Source organism: Streptomyces sp. SS7 (assembly GCF_037993025.1).
GTDB lineage: Bacteria > Actinomycetota > Actinomycetes > Streptomycetales > Streptomycetaceae > Streptomyces.
The window spans coordinates 2,651,437-2,670,173 of record NZ_CP141223.1 but is presented as its reverse complement, the minus strand read 5'-3'; the positions used below and the strand labels follow the sequence as shown (position 1 = coordinate 2,670,173).

The following is an 18,737-nucleotide window of genomic DNA, read 5'->3' as shown; positions in this document are numbered from 1 at the left end:
TCCTCGGCTGGATCCAGGACTGATCCGACTCGCAGCTTCCCCCGCCACCGAAGGAGTAGATCATCATGGGCGCGAGCATGCTCACCGCCACCATCGCTTTCCCTGCTGAAAGCACCGAGCCGCCGAACTTCGACCGAGGCCGTCAGCTGCTCGAAGAGATCACAGACGCCTCGCTCTTCACCTTCGACGAGCCTGAGGCTGAACTGGAGGAGCTGCTGCCGGATCTGGACGGCGAGTCCGACATCGTCGACGAGAACGGCGAAGTGCTCATCGAGTACGCCCGGCGTGCCGGTCTCGTCATCATCAACAACCTCGAAGAGGCCCTCGACTCCCGGGAGACGACATTCCTCACGGTCGCCGACTACAGGATCTACATCTCCGGAGGGCTCTCCAGCGGCGGCAGCCCCACGGACGCGACCGGCGCGATCTGGGACGCCTACAAGCTGCCCGAAAGCGTGCTCCTCGCCATGGGCTTCATCCCGGACTACGAGTTGCCGCTCTCCCGCGCGAACGGCAGCGGGGACCACACGCCCCTCACCGACACCGACGTGGTCGACGCGATCGCGCTCGGCCTGGGCACCTCGCCGGAGTGGCCCGGCACGGACACCCTCAAGCGGATCGCCGAGGCCATTGGCAAGGTGCGTGACGAACCCGGTAACGCTGAGCCCGTCGAGTACCTCAAGCGCTGGTCAGAGCGGTACGGCTTCGACCCGCTGTCGAGCAAGTTCCTCTCGGCGTACATCGACGAAGAGATCGGCAAGGTCGGCGAAGAGGAGAGCGAGGACTGACAGTGCTCGCACGACCCATAACCTGCAGCACTTGGTCAACCAGCTCAAGCACCACCTCGAAGAGGCCGGATACGAGACCACCCAGGCCGCCGTTGGAGGCGGACCAGGGAGCCCACCGACAAGGGCACCTTCCGGCACGAGCAGGTGGTGTGCGACGACTCGGAGCTGCTTCAGGGCGAGCCACCAGCGCCTGAAAATCCGGCGCCGGAGAATCCGCCGGAATCGGGGCCACCAGGGACGGGAAATCAGGCCCCGGTAAACCAGGCGCTCAAAGATAAAGACGGTAACCACAAAGAGAACCCTTCGGGTTCTGCCGCCCAGGCGGCAGCGTGCCGACCGTGAGCCAGCGCGCCATGAAGGTCGCCAAAGGCTTCTGCGACAAGTACCCGCTGCACAGCTTCCACGACGCTCGCTCGATGGCCACGCGCGCCATTCAGGCGGGTTACGACGAACCGCGCATCACCCGCGCCCTCAAGGCCCTCACCGAGGCGGGCAAGCCCGTGACGCTCGGCACCTTGCGGTGGGAGCTGGAAGGGCCGCCGACGTTCGAGCGGCAGTCGCGCACGGTCGACGACCCCGGCACCTCGGTCAACGGCCGCGGAGTGGACGAGGTGCTGTGGTGAGCGACGTCCCCGACTACGTCCGCGGCCCCGGCCTCCAGCGGCCCGCAGAGCACCACTTCGGCTGGCCGGGCCCCGTGCCCGTGGGCCGAGTGCAGGTGCACGCACGAGCCTCCGTGCGTGGCGGGCTGGATCGACACCGACGAGCGGGAGCCCGAGCGGGGCGCCGACGGCCGACCCCGTACCCGGGACGGCCAGCCCGTCACCCACCAGACGACGCGCCCGTGTCCCAACTGTCGCCCCGAGGCGGCCCAAGCCCTGGCTGACCCGATGCTCACGCGTGGCCAGCAATTCTCGAAGATCCGTAAGCGCAAGGAGCGCTGACATGTCCTCAGCCCAACCCACCGAGACGCGTCCCCGTACGCGGTACGAGGAGCTGATCCATGACCTGGGCGACGCCGCCGACCGGACGCGGGAAGGGTGGCTGACGAAGCGCAGCGTCGTCGCAACCTTCCTGGAAACCGTCAAGCCTCACTTGGAGGCGGCTTTCCACCGCGGCAGGCTCGGCCGCCTGCGCGACCAGGGCCTCACGGTCCCCAGCCTGAAAGCCCCCCTCTCCGAGCGTGAAAAGCAGGTCGGTGCCCGGATGGCGCGCGGCCTGTCCAATGCGGCCATCGGCCTGGAGCTGTTCATCTCTGAGGACACGGTCAAGACCCACGCGCGCCGCCTCTTCAAGAAGATCGGCGCCCACGACCGGGCCCATGCGGTCGCCCTCCTGCTCATTCGGGGCGACATCACGGCGGCCGACGTCCTGGAGCCCCTGGATGACGACCGTTGACGCCCCTCTCCCGCACCGGGCGCCCGGTCCACCTCGTCGAAATCCGGCGGCGCGACGACGAGTACCCAGCCGCTGCGCTGGCGGGCATGGTGCGGCGGCGCCAGTTTCAAAGCGCCACCGTGAACGTCTGGCTCCCGGACAGCTCGTATCCCATCGAGGCGACCACGCTCACCGACACCGCGGAGTTCCAGGACTTCTTCTGGGGCCACGGGTACGAGCGCGAGATGCCGCTCAACACCCCCGCGAAGGAAGTGGCCGACGCCGTCCTAGCCACGCTCCCGGCCCAGGAGAAGCAGAGCGTGCTGGTCAGCTGAGCCCCGTACGACAAGCCGGGGCCTCCGTTCAACGGAGGCCCCGGCTTCGTCATGCCGTCGTGCTCGCCGCCTCCCCACAACATCCCACCGCACGTCAGAGAAAGCGCAGCACACTCATCATGACCAAGCCGACCAACCCCTACGCCCACGCCTACGCGGACTTCCTGCGCGAAACCGCCGAGCACCAGCTCGTGGTGCTCCACGATGACGGCCTCTACCGCCATCTGCGGATCCAGAAGCCCGGCACGCGCATGTGGTCCTGGGACATCACCACCTGGCCGGGGCACCTGGCCACCTCCGGCGATATCGCTGACGGCTACATGTTCACCCGCGAGCTGGACATGATCGACTTTCTTAGCGTCTCCAGGAGGTGCCGCGACTACTACTCCGACGGCGCGCCGAGCATCGACGTGCGTTACTGGGCCGAGAAGCTCTGCGGCGGCCGCGCGCACGAGGTGAAGAAGTACGACCAGGATGTGTTCCTGCGGCACGTCAAGGACAGTCTCGGTGAACACGAGGACCTCGGCGACGAGGCGCAGCACTTCCGTGAACGGCAGCTCGCGCTCCTGCTCAGGGTGCACGAACTACGCGGCCTGGACGAAGCGGCAATGCAGGAGCGCCTCCGGGCGCACTGGAGGAAGGAGCTCAGCGACGTCGAGCTCTGGGCAGCCGACGACCTCTCGGACGAGCAGTTCGAGAAGCTTGACTCCGAGTTCGACTGGTCCGAACTCGCCGATGCGCCTGTGTCCGAGCAGTTGCCGGCCGAGCGTGCTGCCGAGATCCTCGCCGAGGCCCGGATGTACGCCGGCGACGAGCACGAGGCGCGCGAGTGGCTGCACGAGAACTCCGAGACCTTCGGCGAGGACACCTGGGAGTGGGACCTGCGCGACTACGACATCCACTTCCTGTTCACTTGCTACGGCATCGACCTGGCCGTGCGGCTCTACCGCGAGCACCAGGCCCAGCAGGCTGAGCCCCCTGAGTCCGCACGCCTCAGCAACCGCTTCCTCGGCTTCCTGGCGCGCAGCTTCCGCGCGCTCGGCCGCCCACGACAGCGGGCCAGTCACCCGGCGACCGAGGCGGTGCAGTCATGAGCCGCCGTCCGATCCAGGACCCAGCGTTCGACGCAGAAGGTGACAGCGAGATCCACCCTGCCTTCGGCGTCGCGGTCGTGACCCGAAGAAGCGGAGGGGGTCGTTCGCTGTTCCAGTCCGACCTGCTCCACAACGAGACCATCTCGCTCTCCGTCCACGAGGCCACACGCAAGCGCGACCTCAACCACGACTGGGTCCATCCAGGCCGGGAGCTCGTGGAGATCGAGATGAGCCTCGCCCAGTGGGGCTCGCTCGTGTCCTCCATGGGGCTCGGCAGCGGTGTGCCGGTGACTATCCGGCGTACCGAGCACGAACCCTTCGTGTCCGAGATTCCTCATCAGCCCCGCACCGCCGAGAGCCTGCGGGAGGTCCGCGAGGTCACCGACCGGATGTACGCCCGTGTCAAGGCCGCCACGGCGGCCCTGCACGAGGCGATCCACGAGAAGAAGGGCGTGAGGGCCACCAAGGAGGCACTCAGCGCACTGGAGAACGCCGTCGCCGGTGCGGGCAGCAACGCCCAGTTCACCGTCGACTCACTCGTGGCGGCCGGCGAGCAGGTCGTCGCCCAGGCCCGCGCCGACATCGAGGCCCACGTCCTGGAGGTTGCCCGGCTGACGGGTGCCGAGTCCTCCATCGAAGCCTCGTCATTCGATGCCCCGGCGCTGCCGGGACCAGCTACCAGCCGAGAGGAGCCCACCGATGCCTGAACTCACCGTGCCCGATGAGCTGTTCGACGCCGATTTCGTCGCCTCCGACGAGCACAGCCTGGCCGACCGCTTCGACTGGATCATTCAGGACGGCCAGCTCGTCCACGCTCCCGTCGTCGGCTGGACCTGGGCGTGCCCCAAGTGCGGCGAGTCCGGGACCTTGCCGAAGGACCCTGTCGCCCTCGCCTCCCCGCACGGAACGCAGCACGCAGCGGGCCCGTTCAGCACCCTCGTGCCACTCCCGGTCTCCGTCGTGCGCAAGTTCCTTCCGACCACGCCGTCAAGCACGAGCTACCTCGCCGAACTGCTCGCCGAAGCACCGCCCGCCATGACCGTCGGGGAGTGGCTCGCCGCCCGGGGCCCTGCCCTTCTGGGGACAGAGGTCCACCCGGCTCTCTGGCACATGGCGCGCCGCCGTACGGCGGAGGATCTCGTTCAGCGGTGGCGGCAGACGCGGGATGCCGCCGAGGCCGCGTGGGAAGAAGTCCTGGCCGACAAGATCCGCCGTCATCCGGCCTACCTGCACCCGGTATACCCCATGGTGCCGGTTCTGGCGCGGTTTTGGGCCCTGGACGGCAAGCGCGGGCCGTTCTGGGACGGCACGGGCGTCCGTCTCGTGGCCGAGGACGGCAGCGAGCTGTGCACCTTCGACCTCGGCGACAGCCCCGAGACGACTGCGGCCCTTGACGCCCTGACCGAACTCTGCCCGCCGCGCTGGGAGGAAGACGAGCGGGACACGCTGCTGTGAGACCGCACCCGCCGCCGGGTGGGGCGCGGCACCCATGCCGTGCCCCGCTCATCCTCCCTGGCGGAGGACGACTTCACCACTCTCGCCGGCTGGGCAGCAAGCATCAGCACCCACCAGACACCCGGAGCGCACCGATGACCGAACGGACCAAGGTGTTCACCGCCGACATCGCCGAGCGCGCCGTGCGCGTCACCTGGCCTGACAACGACGGCGGCGGGGCCACGCCGCCACCGGACGGCTGGCAGGACCGAGCGTGGGCGCAGGAGCCGACATTGCATGAGATCGACGAAGGGTCGGTGTCCGGCTGCTCGATCTTGCGCTGGCGGGAGGACCCGCGCCCGGACCCCGAGTTGATCGGCGTGTCGCTGGCACTGGTCACCGGCAGGCCGCAAGCTGCCCCGCCTGCCGCCGCGCCGCCTGCGGACCGGCCTCTGCCCCCGCTGCTGATCGGTGAACAGATCGAGGCGTACGCCCTCGTGGTCCGCCGCCAGACCTGCGATGACCTTGCGGGGGAGCTCCGCAATGATGGCCAGGTTCTGGCCGCCGATCTCGTGGACGAGAACCGCGACTTCACCGAGATATCCCGCTCCCTGGCCGCCATCCCCGCCGCACCGAAGACGGAACACGGTGCCCACTGCCGCCCCTTCGACTGCCGGTGCGGCTGCGACCGGGCCCAGAACTGCCTCGACTGCCACCGCTGCGTGTGCTGGCGCGCGCAGTGCTGCGCCCAGGGTGCCACCGACTACGCCCGCGCACGGGCCCGCAAGACCGCCCTGCGGACACTCCTGGACACCGTGGGCCCGGTGATGCTGACCGAGCTGCGGGAGACCGTCGCCGAGGCCGAGGAAGCCGCCCTGCGCGACACGATCGCCCGCCGGGTCCGCTTGCTCACGCCGACCGACGGCCCCCGCTACACGCATGCCGTCTTCGCGGCCTATGACTCCAAGCTGGGCATGGGCCATGCCGACTACCGCCTCCACGACGTGGAGCTGCACGAAGACGAGAACAAGCACGAAGACGAGGACGAGGGCGGGCCTGCGACCGTCGACCTGGACGACGATGTCCTGTCCGCCGCGCTCGGCACTCTCGCCGGGCTGCTGCGCCCCGACGAAGGCGCGGACCTCGCCGTCGACCTCACCGACTGACCCCGTACTCCGAAACGGCTGGGCGCGCGTGGCCTAGGAGGTCGCCCGAGGGCGCCTCGCCGCAGCGCTTCTGGCCCGCGCGCCACACGAACCATGCGCGCCCTGCACCCCTTTGTTTTCACTACCCACCAGGAGAACCGCGCCATGTCCGCGATCACCACCGCCCCAGCCCAGGTCGGCAATGGCAAGGCCGTGCACTACGTCCGCAAGGACACGTTCCACTCCCACACCATCGGTTGCGGTCGACTGGTGTCCCGGGAGCTGACCACCGAGGAGGCCGCCGACCGCAAGGCGTGCGGCCCCTGCAAGCGCGCCGTGGAGGTCCTGGCTACCGAGCCGCCGGCCGAGACCGAGGCCCCCGCCGCCGACACCGCCGAGCAGACCCAGGCAGCCCCGGCGGAGGACGACCAGGCCGCCAAGGTCGCCGACATCGAGCGGCGCGTGCGCCCCCTGGATGCCGACACCGTCACGACCGCGACCATGTTCGACCCGGAGTTGACCTACTACACGGACGGCACCCGGGTGGTCATGCGCGCCAAGGACACCGAGCGCACCGGCACCACGTTCGGCGTGGCGGACGGCGCGGCCCCCTACGCCTACCAGGCCGTGCGCTGGGACGACGGCGGCGCCGACCTGGTCGCCCCCCACGTCCTTCACCGCGCCGACCAGGACGACCAGGCGCGCCGTCAGGAGCTGGTGACCGAGGTCGCTGCCCGGACGCTCGTCCTGGCCAGCCACGCCACCGCCCACGCGTTCCAGCCGGTCGACCTGCCGGACGGCGAGCGTATCGCCTGGACGTTCCGCACCGGCCACGGCGCCCGCGCCCACTACCACTGGGTGTCCGTCCGCAACATCATCAGCCAGGGCGACGGCAGCGAGTACCGGTGGCAGGCTGACCAGGCCGCCCGCCTCGCCCGCCGCACCGGCCTGGACGACGCCCCCATGGCTGAGCACATCGCCGTGGTGACCGCCGAGCCCACCGAGGTTCTGGAGTGCATGGCCGCGGCCCTGGACCCGGACGCAGTGCGCCTGGAGCCGGACGGCGCCGCCCGCTGGGCCGTCGTCCGCGGCGGCACCTTCCTGGGCACCGTCCATGATGAGGGCGCCCGCATGCGCCGCGGCCGCTACGCCGCCTGGGCCCCCTACGCTGAGCGCCGCGACGGCAAGGTCGGGTTCCACCACGACCTGGACGCCGCCAAGGACGCCGTGGCCCAGGCGTGGCCTGTGGAGGTCGCCGAGATCGCCGGCGAACTGGGCGTGCCGGTCACCCAGGTGATGGAGGTCGCCGAGCAGGTCGACCAGGAATGGAAGGTCCAGGGACGCCGCGCCGTCCTGCGTGCCGAGGCGTACACGGGCACGGACGGCCGGGTGACCCAGGCCGCCGCCGTCGAGGTGCGCAGCCGCCTGGCCGTGCCGTTCCACGGCCCGGCCGAGTACGACGGCCCGACCGGCTTGTGCGGCTACGACGACCACACCGCGCCCCTGCTGCCCTCCGGCAGGCTCGCCCAGCACGACCGCCAGCAGGGCGTCATGTGGGTGTGCCCGGGGAGCTGCCGCCCCGCACGCGGCAGCCGCGAGGAGCTGACCATGCGCGACACCACGGCCGTCTTCCACAACCCGCCGCGCCCCCGCGGCCTGGCCTGCCACGCCAAGGACGGCGACCTGGTAGTGGTCGACGGCCAGGCGATGGAGGTCAAGGGCCTCCAGGTGGACAAGACCACCAACGCTCACGTGTGGCTGGTCCTGGACGGCATCAGCGCCGGGCCGCTCCGCTTCACGCTCGAAGACCGGCTGGAGTTCCGCCGGCGCGTGCGCCGCGTGGACGTGCCGTGCCGGGAGTGCTGCGTGTACGTGGTCATAGAGGTGGACGAGGTGGTCGACGGCGTGCCCAACACCCGCCTGTGCGGCCTGTGCGACCGCCCGCAGCCGGACGAGCTGACCGAGGACCAGGCCCGCGCCCGCGTGGAACGCACGTACCCGCACGCCGAGGCATTCCAGGCCGAGCGTACCGAGCGCGGTCGGCTGACCGGCTACACGTTCCGGGCCGGCCGCCTGCACTCCGCCCGGTACGGCTGGATCACCGCGGCCGGGACGTACGCCCAGGGCCTGGAGGACTACCGGTCGCAGGCTGCCGCCATGCTGCCCATGGCCGTCCGCGACGAGCAGGCCGCCCGCCCCTCTACCCCCGGCCGGGACTGCCGACCTGGATGACGAGGTTCTGTCCGCGGCGCTCGGTACCCTCGCGCTGCTGCGCCCCGACGAGGGCGCTGACTCGCCGTCGACCTCACCGACGAGGGGAACTTCTGAAGTCGCGACCGTCCATCCATCAGGGCCCGTGCCCCGGCTCCGCACCGTGCGGGACTGGGGCACGGGTCTCTTCTTTCTCCTAACCGCTCCGTCTCTCAGAGGCGGAGCGATCGACCATTCGATGTCCTTATCGACTCGGCGAACAAAGTCGTATGTGAGTCGATGACAAGTTATTCCCGACTGATTAGGCTGAAGCTATGACTCGCAACAGCAACGCTCACGGCAACGGCACTCCCGGCGCCGAGCTCCCGAAGTTCTCCGTCAATGTCGTCCCGACCGACCAGCTCAGGCGCGAGGACCTCGGCACGATGCTGAACCTCTATCGCCGCGGCGAGATCACGCCGCTGATCTTCGGGGACGGCAATAAGCCCGAGGCCGCGATCATCCCTTTCGCCGCGTTCGTGCGCCTCATGAAGTACGACCACGCGGCCCACGTCCACGCTGAGGCTGCTTTCCAGGCCGAGCTCTCCCGCCGCATCCAGGAGTCCGACGCCTCCGGCGAGGCGAGCATGACCATCGAAGAGCTCGCCGAGAGCCTCGGCCCGCTCGGTCAGCGGTGGGCGGATGAGCATCGTGCTGCCCAGCAGGAGGAGCGTGATGAATGAGCGTCAGCCTCCCATCCGCCTTCTGCCGACGACCGGTCTCAAGCAGGACCTCCAGACGCTCCACGACGCCGCAGTGATGCACCCTCGTGGACCGGAGGACCGGCTCCTGCGCGTGGCTCTCAATCAGCTGGGCCGGATCCAGCAGGGCGCGCCGAGCACGCACCCGCTGGAGTACATGTCCAGTTATCCCGACCTCTCTGATTGTGAGACCACGTACGTCGGCGCGGATCCGAATGCGAAGCCCTCGCACCGGATCGTCTGGCGGGAGCGCGCGCCCCAGCGCCCGGGCGAGCCCGTCACCCGCGAGGTCATCGCCCTGGGTGAACGCGCGAACGGGCAGGCTTACTACATGGCCGGCCAGCGCCTCGGTCGCCCCGTGGGCTTCACTCTCGCCGAGCTGGCTGCGCAGCGCGAGCCGATCGCGAGTCCCTCACGACCCCGGCAGCGCTCGATCAGCAGCTTCGACATGCCATCCATGAGCGAGCCTGACTTCCAGTTCGAGTGACCTGTAATCCGCGATTCTGCTGACCATTGATGGTTTCTCATAGAATGGAAGCAATGGTGATTCGATAAGGGTGAGATGGTGACGATGTACGACTGCGACCCAGTGGCTCAGGCGATTGCTCCTGATGTCGAACCCCAGTCCAGTGCAGCCATGGGACGCCGCCGGCGGATCGGTCCTCGTTCCGCCCTCTTCGTACGGCGCGGCATCGGACTGGCAATCGCCCTCGGCATGGCCTACGGCATCTTCCACATCATCTTCCGCACTGAGGTGCTCGCCCCCGTACTGGCCTACGTCGGACCCGTCAAGGACTTCATCGGCTGGGTGGTCGAGGACCCAGGTCGGGCATGGATCGCACTGGCGGCCCTCGTCATCCCGCACATCGGGCTGTACTACCTGCTCTTCGAGGACCGGAAGTAGGGCGGGGCGTCATGTTCGGGGCCATGTTCAAGAGCGCGCGTGCCATCATCGCCCTCGGTCTGATCGGCGGCGTCAGTCTGGCGGTCATCGTCGGATGGGTCACCGGCTTCATCACCTCGATTGCGAGCACCGTCGCTGGCCTGTGGAACGACTTCACGGGCTGGATCAGCTCGCCGCTGGGGTGGGAGCACCTCTTCGCCGGGGCCGGCGTGCTCATTGTCCCGATCATCGTGCTCGTGCTGATCTTTGCCATCGCCGACGGCTGAGCCTGCAACCGGGCTCGTCCCGCCATAAAGAGGAGAACCCCCGTGATGCCTTTGCATCACGGGGGTTCTCTTTTTCTGCTGGCTCCTCGTTGCCTACGATGCCGCCCGCAGCCCACGATCCTCAATGACGTTCTCGAACTCGTCCACATCCTCGATCATCCCGTAGGTCTCCGGTGAGATCTCGTCCTCGTTGCCCCCGAGCCGGCGGTTGAAGCTGCTCGACGCGGAGAACTTCAGCACCACGTAGTCGTCGACGTTGCTCTTGCCGAAGCGCACCTTGTGGCCCTTGTGGTCCTGTCGGTAGAAGCGGCCGAAGCTCGTGAGCACGACCGTCTCCCCGCAGTTGACCGCGCCCGTGAGTTCACTGAGCAGCGACTCGTACACCTTGTTCACCACTCGGACCGGCAACTCGCTGCGAGTCGCGACCCGTGAGATGAACTCGCGCTTATTGACACGCGGATTTGTCGTCGTCTCCATGCCTACACCCTGTCCTGTCGTCCTTCAAGCCGCGGTTTCGCTTAGAAACCAGTCTATCGAAGACGGTCATGAGTCGAGAAGGATCTCCGGGCTTATTGAGTGCCACTCGCTACGCTTGTCGTGGCTCATTCGGCTAGAGCTCCAGGTCCGGCTCGATCTCCTCCCGGTCGTCCTTGGGCTCGTAGTCGACCGACTCGATGATGTTCCGCGTGTTCGGATCGCGGCGCTGGTTCACGACCTTGTCGTGGGATTCCTCGAACCGCTGCTGCGCCGCCACGCGGTGGGCCGCATCGAGCTTCGCGCCGATGTTGCGCTCCCCGAACTCCATCATCGAGCCCAGCGCCGACTTCGTGCCCTGCTTGATCGCGTTGACGTGCGGCTTGTTCTGCGCCCGCATCTGCTCCCATCGGCTCCTGTCCTCCGGCGTGACATAGCCGAACATCCGCGCGAAACGCGATCCGAACCTGACCTGCTGTCCCTCATTCTGTTCCCGGCTCATGACCCTCCTGCTCCTTGTTCGTGTTCTCGGATCGCCCTCAGGCGGGCTGGTAGTCCTCGGCATCGGCCTTAGCGTTCGGGCTCTCGTTTTGCGGGCCGGCCTCCCGCTCGGCCGACGGGCCCGAAGGGCGCGACCGCGGCTTGAGCCGCTGCTCCTCAAAGAAGGCGCCCGGGTCGTTGACCGCCGTCTGCAGCGTCTGCTGCCAGTTCTCTCCGAGGCTCCGCTTCAGCTCGGCTTCGAGATCCGGGTACTTCTCGTTCACCGCCTCCATCGCGTCGACGTAGGCGTTGGAATAGACCCGCTGCTGCTCCTCGGGCGGCAGGCCGTCGATGTCCATGCTCGCGATCATCACCTCGGACTGGTCCAGGCGGTGCTGGAGCATGTCGGGCAGCCCGCTGGTGTCCAAGCCCTGCTTCTGCGCCGCGAAGCCGACCAGGTAGCCCAGCATGTTGCCCCCGTAGCCCTCCTGATCGCCGCGGCCCAGCGCGTCGAGCATCGAGGTCTTCATCGTCTCGGCGAGCTGGACCTGGTGGGCGTCCGCGTCCATGGGCCGGCGCAGCGTGAACATCCCGTCCTCAGGCAGACGCTGGCCCAGCTGGTCGTCGAACTCCCCGCTCCAGACCGTGCGGACCCGGTCCGAGCCCGCGATCCGCTCCTCGTGCGCAGGGGCCTTGACGATCCGGCCGTGGGCCACGCCGTTGAACATCGTGCGCAGCTCGGGCTCGTACTCCATCCGCTCGCCGATGATCATCCGCGCGCGCTGGACGACCTCCTGTCGCTCCAGGCCGTCTTCACCCATCTGCTCGTGCAGCCGCTTGCGCATCGCCCGGTAGCTGTCGCGGATCAGGCCGGCATCCGCGCCCGGCTCACGCATCTTCCAGAAGGCGTTCTCCATGAGCGCGACCTCGGTCATGGCTGCCGAGTCCGGCGTGAACATCTCCCGGTGACCGCGGTCACGGTGCTGCATGGCGTCGAAGCGCTTGCGCCACTTCTTCGTCAGGTAATCACGCGGATCGGTGCTGCCGATGAGGCGCTCGCGCCGGGCGTCGCTCGGCACGTCCTTGAAGATCCTCTGCCGGTGCGCGATGCCGCTCTCGGCAGAGGCGACCATACCGCGCGTTCTGGTGTCGATGCGCTCCTGGATCTTGTCCTTGAGGGGCTGGAGGTAGCTGTCCATCTCCTTCTTGAAGTCCGGGGCAAGCATCCGCATCGCCATCACCATGCCGACGGCCTGGATGATCGAGTTGGCATTCACTCCGCGCGAGAGCGGCTTGAGACATGACTGCATCATCATCTGCATGTAGACGTGGTGCATGACGCCGAGCTCCTGCGCCCGCTCCTCGTCGTTGAAGCCGGGCACCAGCAGCTTCGAGTCCCGCAGCGAGGCCATGTACTTCTCGCCGGCCAGCCGCGTCTCCGCCCGGAGCTTGAGCAGCTGCTCGCGCTGGTCCAGGTCCTCGCTCGCGTCCTCGGCCCGGTCGACGTCGATCCAGCGCACGCGCTCGCGGTCGGCCATCCGCTCCTGGGTCTTCGCGCCGAAGAACCCGCGGGTGCGGTCCCGGAGCCGCTCGCGCCAGGCGCGCGAACCGTCTGCGTCCTCCGGTCCGGGCTCGTCGATCACCTCGGCGTCGATCGGCTCGTCCGAACGCGAGTCCCCGTAGGCGTGCGCGTTGCCCTGAGGCTCGTCCGCCTGCTGCCGATCGTCGTCCACCGGAAGCTCCTTGGTCGCGCGCCGGCGGCCCGCGGGTCCCGTTCCCAGTTCCTTGTGCTGTGCCATCTCAGCGCCCCATCCCGTAGTCGTCGTCGCTCTGCGGCTGATCGATCTCGATGCTCGGCGTGTAGACCGGGCGCGACGCGCCCACGCCCACGGCATGCGCAGAGCGGCGATGCGAGCCGCGGGTGCGGGAGGCCCCTGCGTCCTGAGAGATCACGTCGCGCTTGACCACCGAGTTATCGACGGCTGTCGCAGCGCTGTCCAGGCTGTGCGCCTCGGCGGAGCCCAGCTGATCGAGCTGCCTGGACATCTCCGCCCGGGCCTTCCGGGTCCCCGAGGACGCGAACTGCTCGTTCTTCTCGCCGTCGTAGACGCTCTCACGGTTCTTGGCCGCCTGCACGAGCGCGTTGAAGTCACCGCCGTAGGCCATCCGGTCCATCACGGTGCCGGCCAGCGACGGGTCCTCTTCGAGGTTGCGGATAAGCCCGGTTTTCGGGTCCTCCAGCGCACTGGCCACGCGGGCCACGTAGTCCGGGTTGACCGTGACGCCGAAGCCCTCCTTGGACTCGTAGAACTCGATGAACTGCTTCTCCCACTCCTCGGCCGTGGCCTGGACGGGCTCACCGTCGAGGAACGCCGTGCGCCACTGACCGGGGCCGACGTGCTCGATGCTGCGGCCCCTCCAGAGCTCGCGGCCTGGGCCCTGGAGCATCTCGTACTTGTGCCGGGCCTCGGCGGCGTCGTGCTTGGCCTGCAGGATCGACTGGGTCACCGGGTAGGTGACCTCCAGGACGGCCTTGAGGTCTTCGCCGCGCAGCGCGCGCACGGCGCGCTGGCTGAACGAGCCGCCCAGGCCGGTGCCGTGGGCCTTGATCGCCGTGGCGAACATCGAAGCTTCCTGGTCGGCCTGCGTGATGCCGGGCGTGCCCTGCGCATCGCCCAGGTTCCGGGCGTAGTCGGTGAGCTTCTTCACGCTGCCCTTGGCACCGGTCTCGACGCAGACCTCGCGCACGCTCCGCAGGTGCGCCTCACGATCAGAGAACGTCAGTGCCGCGCCAAACTCGCCGCGCTGCGCATGGCGGTACAGCGCGCTCAGCTCCTCCGTCACGACCTGCTGGCCGAGCTTGATGTCCTCAGGCGACTCTGCGCCCGTGAGCGCCTGCAGCCTGAGCCGGTTCGCCTCGCTCCGCGAGCTCTCCAGCTCATCGGCCAGTCCGGCGTCCTTGGAGAGCGCGACCTGGGTGTCCAGCGAGACCTGCATGGCCAGCGGGTGCGAGCCGTCGCTCTTGACCACGCCGGTGTCCAGCAGGTTGGCCGGCACCGAGAGCTTTGCCAGGGCTTCCGCCTTGGCGGCCTCGCTGTGCAGCTTCACCACGGCGACCGCGTCGCCGTCGAAGTCGCCGTCGAAGCAGGCGTCCATCACGGGGTTGATCGCGGCACCGGTGAGCCGGTCGTCGATCGCGACCCGCATGTAGCGCACGCCGGCGTCACGGAGCACCGGGTCACGCCATACCAGGGCGTGGTCGCCCTCGGTCAGCCCCAGCTGCTCGGCCTTGACCGAGCTGAGCGCAACCTGGTCGACGTCCAGCCGCGGGTCCGCAGTCCACACCATCGTCGCCGAGTCGGTGAGCCGCGAGGCCATCAGCCCGGTCTTGAAGATGTTGTTCTTGCCCGTGAGTACCCGGTTCTGCACGTCGGTCGTGATCGCCTCGAAGGCGCGCTGAGCGCGCGAGACCGATTCGCTCATGCCGCGACGCACCTCGGCGCGCTTCTCCGCGGACAGACCCTGGCCGTCCAGCTGCTCGGTCATGTAGCGGTAGCGGCAGGCCTCGACGAAGACGTCCTGGTAGCTGCGGGTGTAGTCGTGCGTGACGGAGGACCCGTCCTCGAACTCCTGGCCACTGCGCAGATGCGAGGACATCACCGGCAGCTTCCACGAGTTCGCGCTCACCGTCTCGGTCTGCTCACCGGTCGGATACGTGAGCGGGAACGGGATCTCCATGTCGCCGCCGCGGTCGCCGATGAGATCGCCGAAGGACTTGCGCATCGCCGTGGTGTTCAGTCCCGGGAGCTGGCCCTCCTTGCGCGGCTGAGTGCGCAGCAGCTCGGGCATCGGGATGAACCGGCGCTCGGGGCGCTCGTCGAGGTCCTCGGCCTGGCCGACCACCCGCAGCGTGCCGTCAGCCTCCATGTCCATGCCGGTCACCAGCAGGTACTCGCGCAGGTTCGACTCGGCCCCGCTGTTGTGGCCGTAGAACTCGCGCATGATCGCCGGGCAGTCCTGAGACTGCAGCGCCCAGGCCAGCTGCGAGGAGGCCTTACGGCCCTTGCCGGCACGCACCTGCTCGTCGTCGTAGATCTTCGTCTTCTCGTCGACGGCCATGTGGGTGACCACGAAGCGCATCTCGCCCAGGGCACTCGGCCGCAGTTCTCCGTTGGGGGAGCGCAGGTCGGAGACGTTCCCGCTCATCAGCTCGCGCGCCGAGCCCGCGTTGCGCCGGGAGATCAGGCTGAACGGGCTCATCACCACGTCCAGGCCCGGGTTGGCCCTAAACCAGTTGACCTCTTCGACGACATCCTGCTCCTGCGCGTCCTGCAGCGGCATGTCCCGGTCGACGATCAGCGAGATCACGCCCTTGTTGCCGTGCAGATCCGAGATCTTGTCGCCCACGACGAGATCGCGCTCCTGGCCGCCGGCCCCGCGGATGCGGTGACGCTCGGCGAACTCCTTCGACACCACGATCGGGTCATCAGCCGTCCAGCCGCCGAAGGTCATCAGCGCCGTCTTCGCTGGCGCGGTGACCTCAGAAGATTGCATGATCGTCGATGCTGTCATCTGCTGGCGGTCGAACGGGTCGTACCGCAGCGTCTCGAGTTCGGGGAGAGCCATGAGCGGCGCACGCCGCCCGGCCACGCTCTCGTCGCCCGGCACGATCCTTCCGTCGGCGTCGACCTGGGCCTGAGTGGTGAGGTACCGCACGATGCCCTGGTTGGTCGCGCCTCCAGTCATCACCGGGTCGAAGTAGCCGCTGGGCGCAGCGACGTTGTTCCGGTCCTTGCCGGTGAGCACCGTCATGTTCCGCCCGCCGGTGAGCCGCCAGGCGTCAAAGCGGTTGTCGTCAGCGGGGTCAGTTCGGTCGCGCTGGGCCCGGTACTCGGCGTAGACCGTCGAGCCGGCCTTGATTTCGTTGGAGTAGCGCACACGGCGCGCCTCGGTCTGCAGGATCGCGGCCGTCCACCCGTCCACGTGCTTCTTGATCTCGCCGGTGGACTCGTCGAGCTGGTACATGGTGGCGCGCTCGATGAAGTCGATCGGGTGCTTCGTGCCGTACAGCTGCGAGTAGACCGTGTTGAGCGAGGAGGGCTCGCCGGTCTCGCTGCGCCCGGCGATGAGGTCGCCGGCGATCTGGTACTGGATGCGCTCGTGCATGAGCTGCTCGTAGCCGCGCAGGCGCGTGCGTTCCTCGACCGAGGTCGGAGCCTCGCCCGGAGTCTGGGCCGTGATCGTGGCCTCGTAGCCCGGCACGACCAGAGCGTTCTCCCCGCTGGCGAAGGCGGTGGCGATCTCGCCGTACTCGCCGACATCGAAGACCTGGCCGATCTCACCCGAGATCGGAGTCCCCTTGCCGTCACGGCGCAGCTTCTCGCCGCTCCAGCGGATGACGCCCTGCTCGTCGACCAGGATCTCGGAGACCGTCGCCGCGTTGCGCTCGATGCTCTCGCGCACGGTGGCCCCAATGCGCCGCATGAACGCAGATTCGTGATCGGCGATCGGCACGGAGCGCTCGGCGTCGAAGCGGACGAGCCGGTCCTTGAACCGGGTCGTCTGGAAGGTCGAGCCCATCATCTCGTCAGGGGAGATCCCGCAACGACGCAGCGCCGAGGCGAGGTTGTCGAGGTTCGACCACTGCCCGGTGGGGCTGGTCATGTACCGCGCCACCCGGTCCGGGTTGAAGCGCTGATCGACCCACTCGCCGTCGACGTCGTGGGGCTCCGCCTCCCAGGTCCCGATGAGTTCGAAGGGGACGTCCTCGGCGTGCTGCCGCACCTTCTCGACGGCGGTGCCGCCGTAGACGAGGTTGCCCATCTCGGGCACCCCGTCGGCCTGCAACTCGCCGATCTCCTCCAGCCGTTCCTGGTACATCTCTTCGGTCGCACCCGGGCGCAGCAGATCGCTGTGCGCGCCGGTGAGCACGTCCCAGTAGGAGCGCTGGATCGCAGCGACCTCAGAGTCAGCCGAGTACTCCGGCGGCTCGATCGCATCCAGCTGTCCGCCGGTTCGCTCCAGCTCGGCCTCAGCACGAGCGATGAGGTCTTCGACGCCAAGAGCTGCCTGCAGATTCTCCCGCGCGCTCTCGACGGCGGCCTTCGCGTAGGCCTCAGCGGGCTCGGCGTCGACGAAGAAGGCCGGCAGGGAGCGGTTCTTCGCGTCCCGGCGCAGCATCACCTTCGACCCGGGCCGGGGACCGGACTCGCCGGGCGCCACGTAGTCGCCGACCACGAACATCGACTCCCGGTCGACGTGGTAGCTGTCGGGCACATCCACCACCGCGCGGCCACGGCCGCGCTCCTGGTGCGTCGTGCCGGTCTCCCCGGCGGCGTGCCCTGGCAGATCAGTGCGCTCGACGCGGTGGCCCTGGGCGAAGCGCAGCAGCTGAACGGCCTCCGCCGGCGAGGGGGAGTAGACCGCCATGCCGCCGGGGACCCGGTAGTTCGTCGAGTAGCGCAGCACGGTGCCGTTGTCATAGATCCGGGCTCCGGCGTACTCCTCCTGGCGCGTGTCGGTGAGACGGATCTCCATGCCGGTTCCGGCGATCCTCGCCTTGATCTGCCCCGGCTCGCGGTCGCGCATCACCTCGTAGGACACGCCCTGGGCCTTCAGCTCTTCGAGCAGTGCTGCCGAGCGTGCCACGGCGCGCCGCGACATGAAGCGGTTGCGGTCGACACGGTTCGTCTGGGGATCCCGGCCGCCGTCGACGACCCACTCGCGCACCTGGTCGTACTCCTGCTGGCTCATCTTGTCCATCAGCGCGGTGAGCCCAGCGGCGTCATCGTTCGTCATCGCTCGGCCGGCCTCGAAAGGCTTGCCCTCGTCGTCGATGCGCCAGAGCACCATGTTCCCGCGCCGGGGATCGGCCAGGGTCTCCACCTCGCCGCCGGCCACGCGTCCGATCGTCTCGTCCGGCAGGTACACCAGCGCGGTCCCGGCGCGCTTCACGGTCGCGCGTTCGGACCAGTCGGGGTCGTAGGGGCTGATCGGCAGTCGGGCCGACTTCGGGTCGGCCTGGACACCGACGCCGGTGGCACGGGTGAACTCCCGCTGCGACTGCTGGTAGCGCTCGTTCTGTGGGGAGTGGTCTCCGAACTGCGGCTCGTAGTCGGATACCTTCTCCGCGAATGCCTGGTCGATGGCGGTGAGGCAGTCCGTGACGCCCAGCCGCGGGTCGGCCAGCGCGGTGCCCCGCTGGCCGAGGATCTCGTCGACCCGGGCTCGGATCGCTTTGGCCTGGGAGATCGGAATGACCTGTCCGGTTTGATCCCGGGCCTGCTCGACTGCCTTGTAGTAGACGTACTCGTAGAAGTACCTGCGCAGTCCGTGTGCCTTCTTCATGGCCAATCAGCCTCCTGTGGACGCTCGGGGTTACATAAGTATGTATAGAGCTTACCCCGCTTATCGAAAGGAGATGAGAGGCTATTCGGAAAGGTCAGTGCCGAGGCGGTCTCCCTTAGTCGAGAGACGACCTCGGCACTGG

The 18,737-nt window shown here is 68.5% G+C and carries 16 protein-coding genes and 1 pseudogene; 13 read left to right on the top strand and 4 right to left on the bottom strand.

What is annotated here, in order from left to right; translation table 11 throughout:
• Positions 1-65: 65 nt before the first annotated feature.
• The 13 genes and pseudogenes from U5640_RS11945 to U5640_RS11885 all read left to right on the top strand — a co-directional run bounded on the left by U5640_RS11945 (position 66) and on the right by U5640_RS11885 (position 10,294).
• A complete protein-coding gene (locus U5640_RS11945) occupies positions 66-788 on the top strand; it encodes a hypothetical protein (protein WP_340375785.1) in 723 nt (240 codons plus the stop codon).
• Positions 789-1,126: 338 nt separating this feature from the next.
• Entirely contained in the window at positions 1,127-1,411 is a 285-nt protein-coding gene (locus U5640_RS11940) for a hypothetical protein (RefSeq protein WP_340375784.1), read from the top strand.
• A 559-nt stretch (positions 1,412-1,970) separates the two neighbouring features.
• Positions 1,971-2,186: pseudogene (locus U5640_RS11935) on the top strand (helix-turn-helix transcriptional regulator); the annotation flags it as partial.
• Between the two features lie 119 nt (positions 2,187-2,305).
• Complete coding sequence (locus U5640_RS11930; protein WP_340375783.1) at positions 2,306-2,500, top strand: hypothetical protein; 195 nt, start codon at positions 2,306-2,308, stop codon at positions 2,498-2,500.
• A gap of 119 nt (positions 2,501-2,619) precedes the next feature.
• Entirely contained in the window at positions 2,620-3,594 is a 975-nt protein-coding gene (locus U5640_RS11925; RefSeq protein WP_340375782.1) for a hypothetical protein, read from the top strand.
• Positions 3,591-4,301, top strand: a complete 711-nt coding sequence (locus U5640_RS11920; protein WP_340375781.1) for a hypothetical protein — start codon at positions 3,591-3,593, stop codon at positions 4,299-4,301. The genes U5640_RS11925 and U5640_RS11920 overlap by 4 nt, the downstream gene beginning before the upstream one ends.
• Positions 4,294-5,049 carry a hypothetical protein gene (locus U5640_RS11915; RefSeq protein WP_340375780.1) on the top strand — a complete coding sequence of 252 codons (756 nt, stop codon included), beginning with the start codon at positions 4,294-4,296 and terminating at the stop codon, positions 5,047-5,049. Before U5640_RS11920 ends, U5640_RS11915 begins: the two co-directional genes overlap by 8 nt.
• A 134-nt stretch (positions 5,050-5,183) precedes the next feature.
• Positions 5,184-6,194: a hypothetical protein gene (locus U5640_RS11910; RefSeq protein WP_340375779.1), complete on the top strand. Its 1,011-nt coding sequence runs from the start codon at positions 5,184-5,186 to the stop codon at positions 6,192-6,194.
• 144 nt (positions 6,195-6,338) lie between these two features.
• Positions 6,339-8,405, top strand: coding sequence for a hypothetical protein (locus tag U5640_RS11905; RefSeq protein ID WP_340375778.1), 2,067 nt, complete (start codon positions 6,339-6,341; stop codon positions 8,403-8,405).
• Positions 8,406-8,698: 293 nt separating this feature from the next.
• Positions 8,699-9,106: a hypothetical protein gene (locus U5640_RS11900; protein ID WP_340375777.1), complete on the top strand. Its 408-nt coding sequence runs from the start codon at positions 8,699-8,701 to the stop codon at positions 9,104-9,106.
• The gene (locus U5640_RS11895) at positions 9,066-9,611 is read left to right on the top strand and encodes a hypothetical protein (protein WP_340375776.1); all 546 of its coding nucleotides are present in this window, start codon (positions 9,066-9,068) and stop codon (positions 9,609-9,611) included. Before U5640_RS11900 ends, U5640_RS11895 begins: the two co-directional genes overlap by 41 nt.
• 150 nt (positions 9,612-9,761) lie before the next feature.
• The gene (locus tag U5640_RS11890) at positions 9,762-10,028 is read left to right on the top strand and encodes a hypothetical protein (RefSeq protein ID WP_340375775.1); all 267 of its coding nucleotides are present in this window, start codon (positions 9,762-9,764) and stop codon (positions 10,026-10,028) included.
• Positions 10,029-10,051: 23 nt separating this feature from the next.
• The gene (locus tag U5640_RS11885; protein ID WP_340375774.1) at positions 10,052-10,294 is read left to right on the top strand and encodes a hypothetical protein; all 243 of its coding nucleotides are present in this window, start codon (positions 10,052-10,054) and stop codon (positions 10,292-10,294) included.
• Positions 10,295-10,387: 93 nt separating this feature from the next.
• Here the strand turns inward: U5640_RS11885 and U5640_RS11880 are convergent, their stop codons facing one another.
• The 4 genes from U5640_RS11880 to U5640_RS11865 form a co-directional block, all read right to left on the bottom strand.
• Positions 10,388-10,771, bottom strand: a complete 384-nt coding sequence (locus U5640_RS11880; RefSeq protein WP_340375773.1) for an HU family DNA-binding protein — start codon at positions 10,769-10,771, stop codon at positions 10,388-10,390.
• A 133-nt stretch (positions 10,772-10,904) separates the two neighbouring features.
• On the bottom strand, positions 10,905-11,270 hold the full coding sequence (locus tag U5640_RS11875) for a hypothetical protein (RefSeq protein ID WP_340375772.1): 366 nt from the start codon (positions 11,268-11,270) through the stop codon (positions 10,905-10,907).
• A gap of 37 nt (positions 11,271-11,307) precedes the next feature.
• On the bottom strand, positions 11,308-12,981 hold the full coding sequence (locus tag U5640_RS11870) for a hypothetical protein (RefSeq protein ID WP_340375771.1): 1,674 nt from the start codon (positions 12,979-12,981) through the stop codon (positions 11,308-11,310).
• A 67-nt stretch (positions 12,982-13,048) separates the two neighbouring features.
• Positions 13,049-18,595: a hypothetical protein gene (locus U5640_RS11865; protein ID WP_340375770.1), complete on the bottom strand. Its 5,547-nt coding sequence runs from the start codon at positions 18,593-18,595 to the stop codon at positions 13,049-13,051.
• Positions 18,596-18,737: the final 142 nt, after the last annotated feature.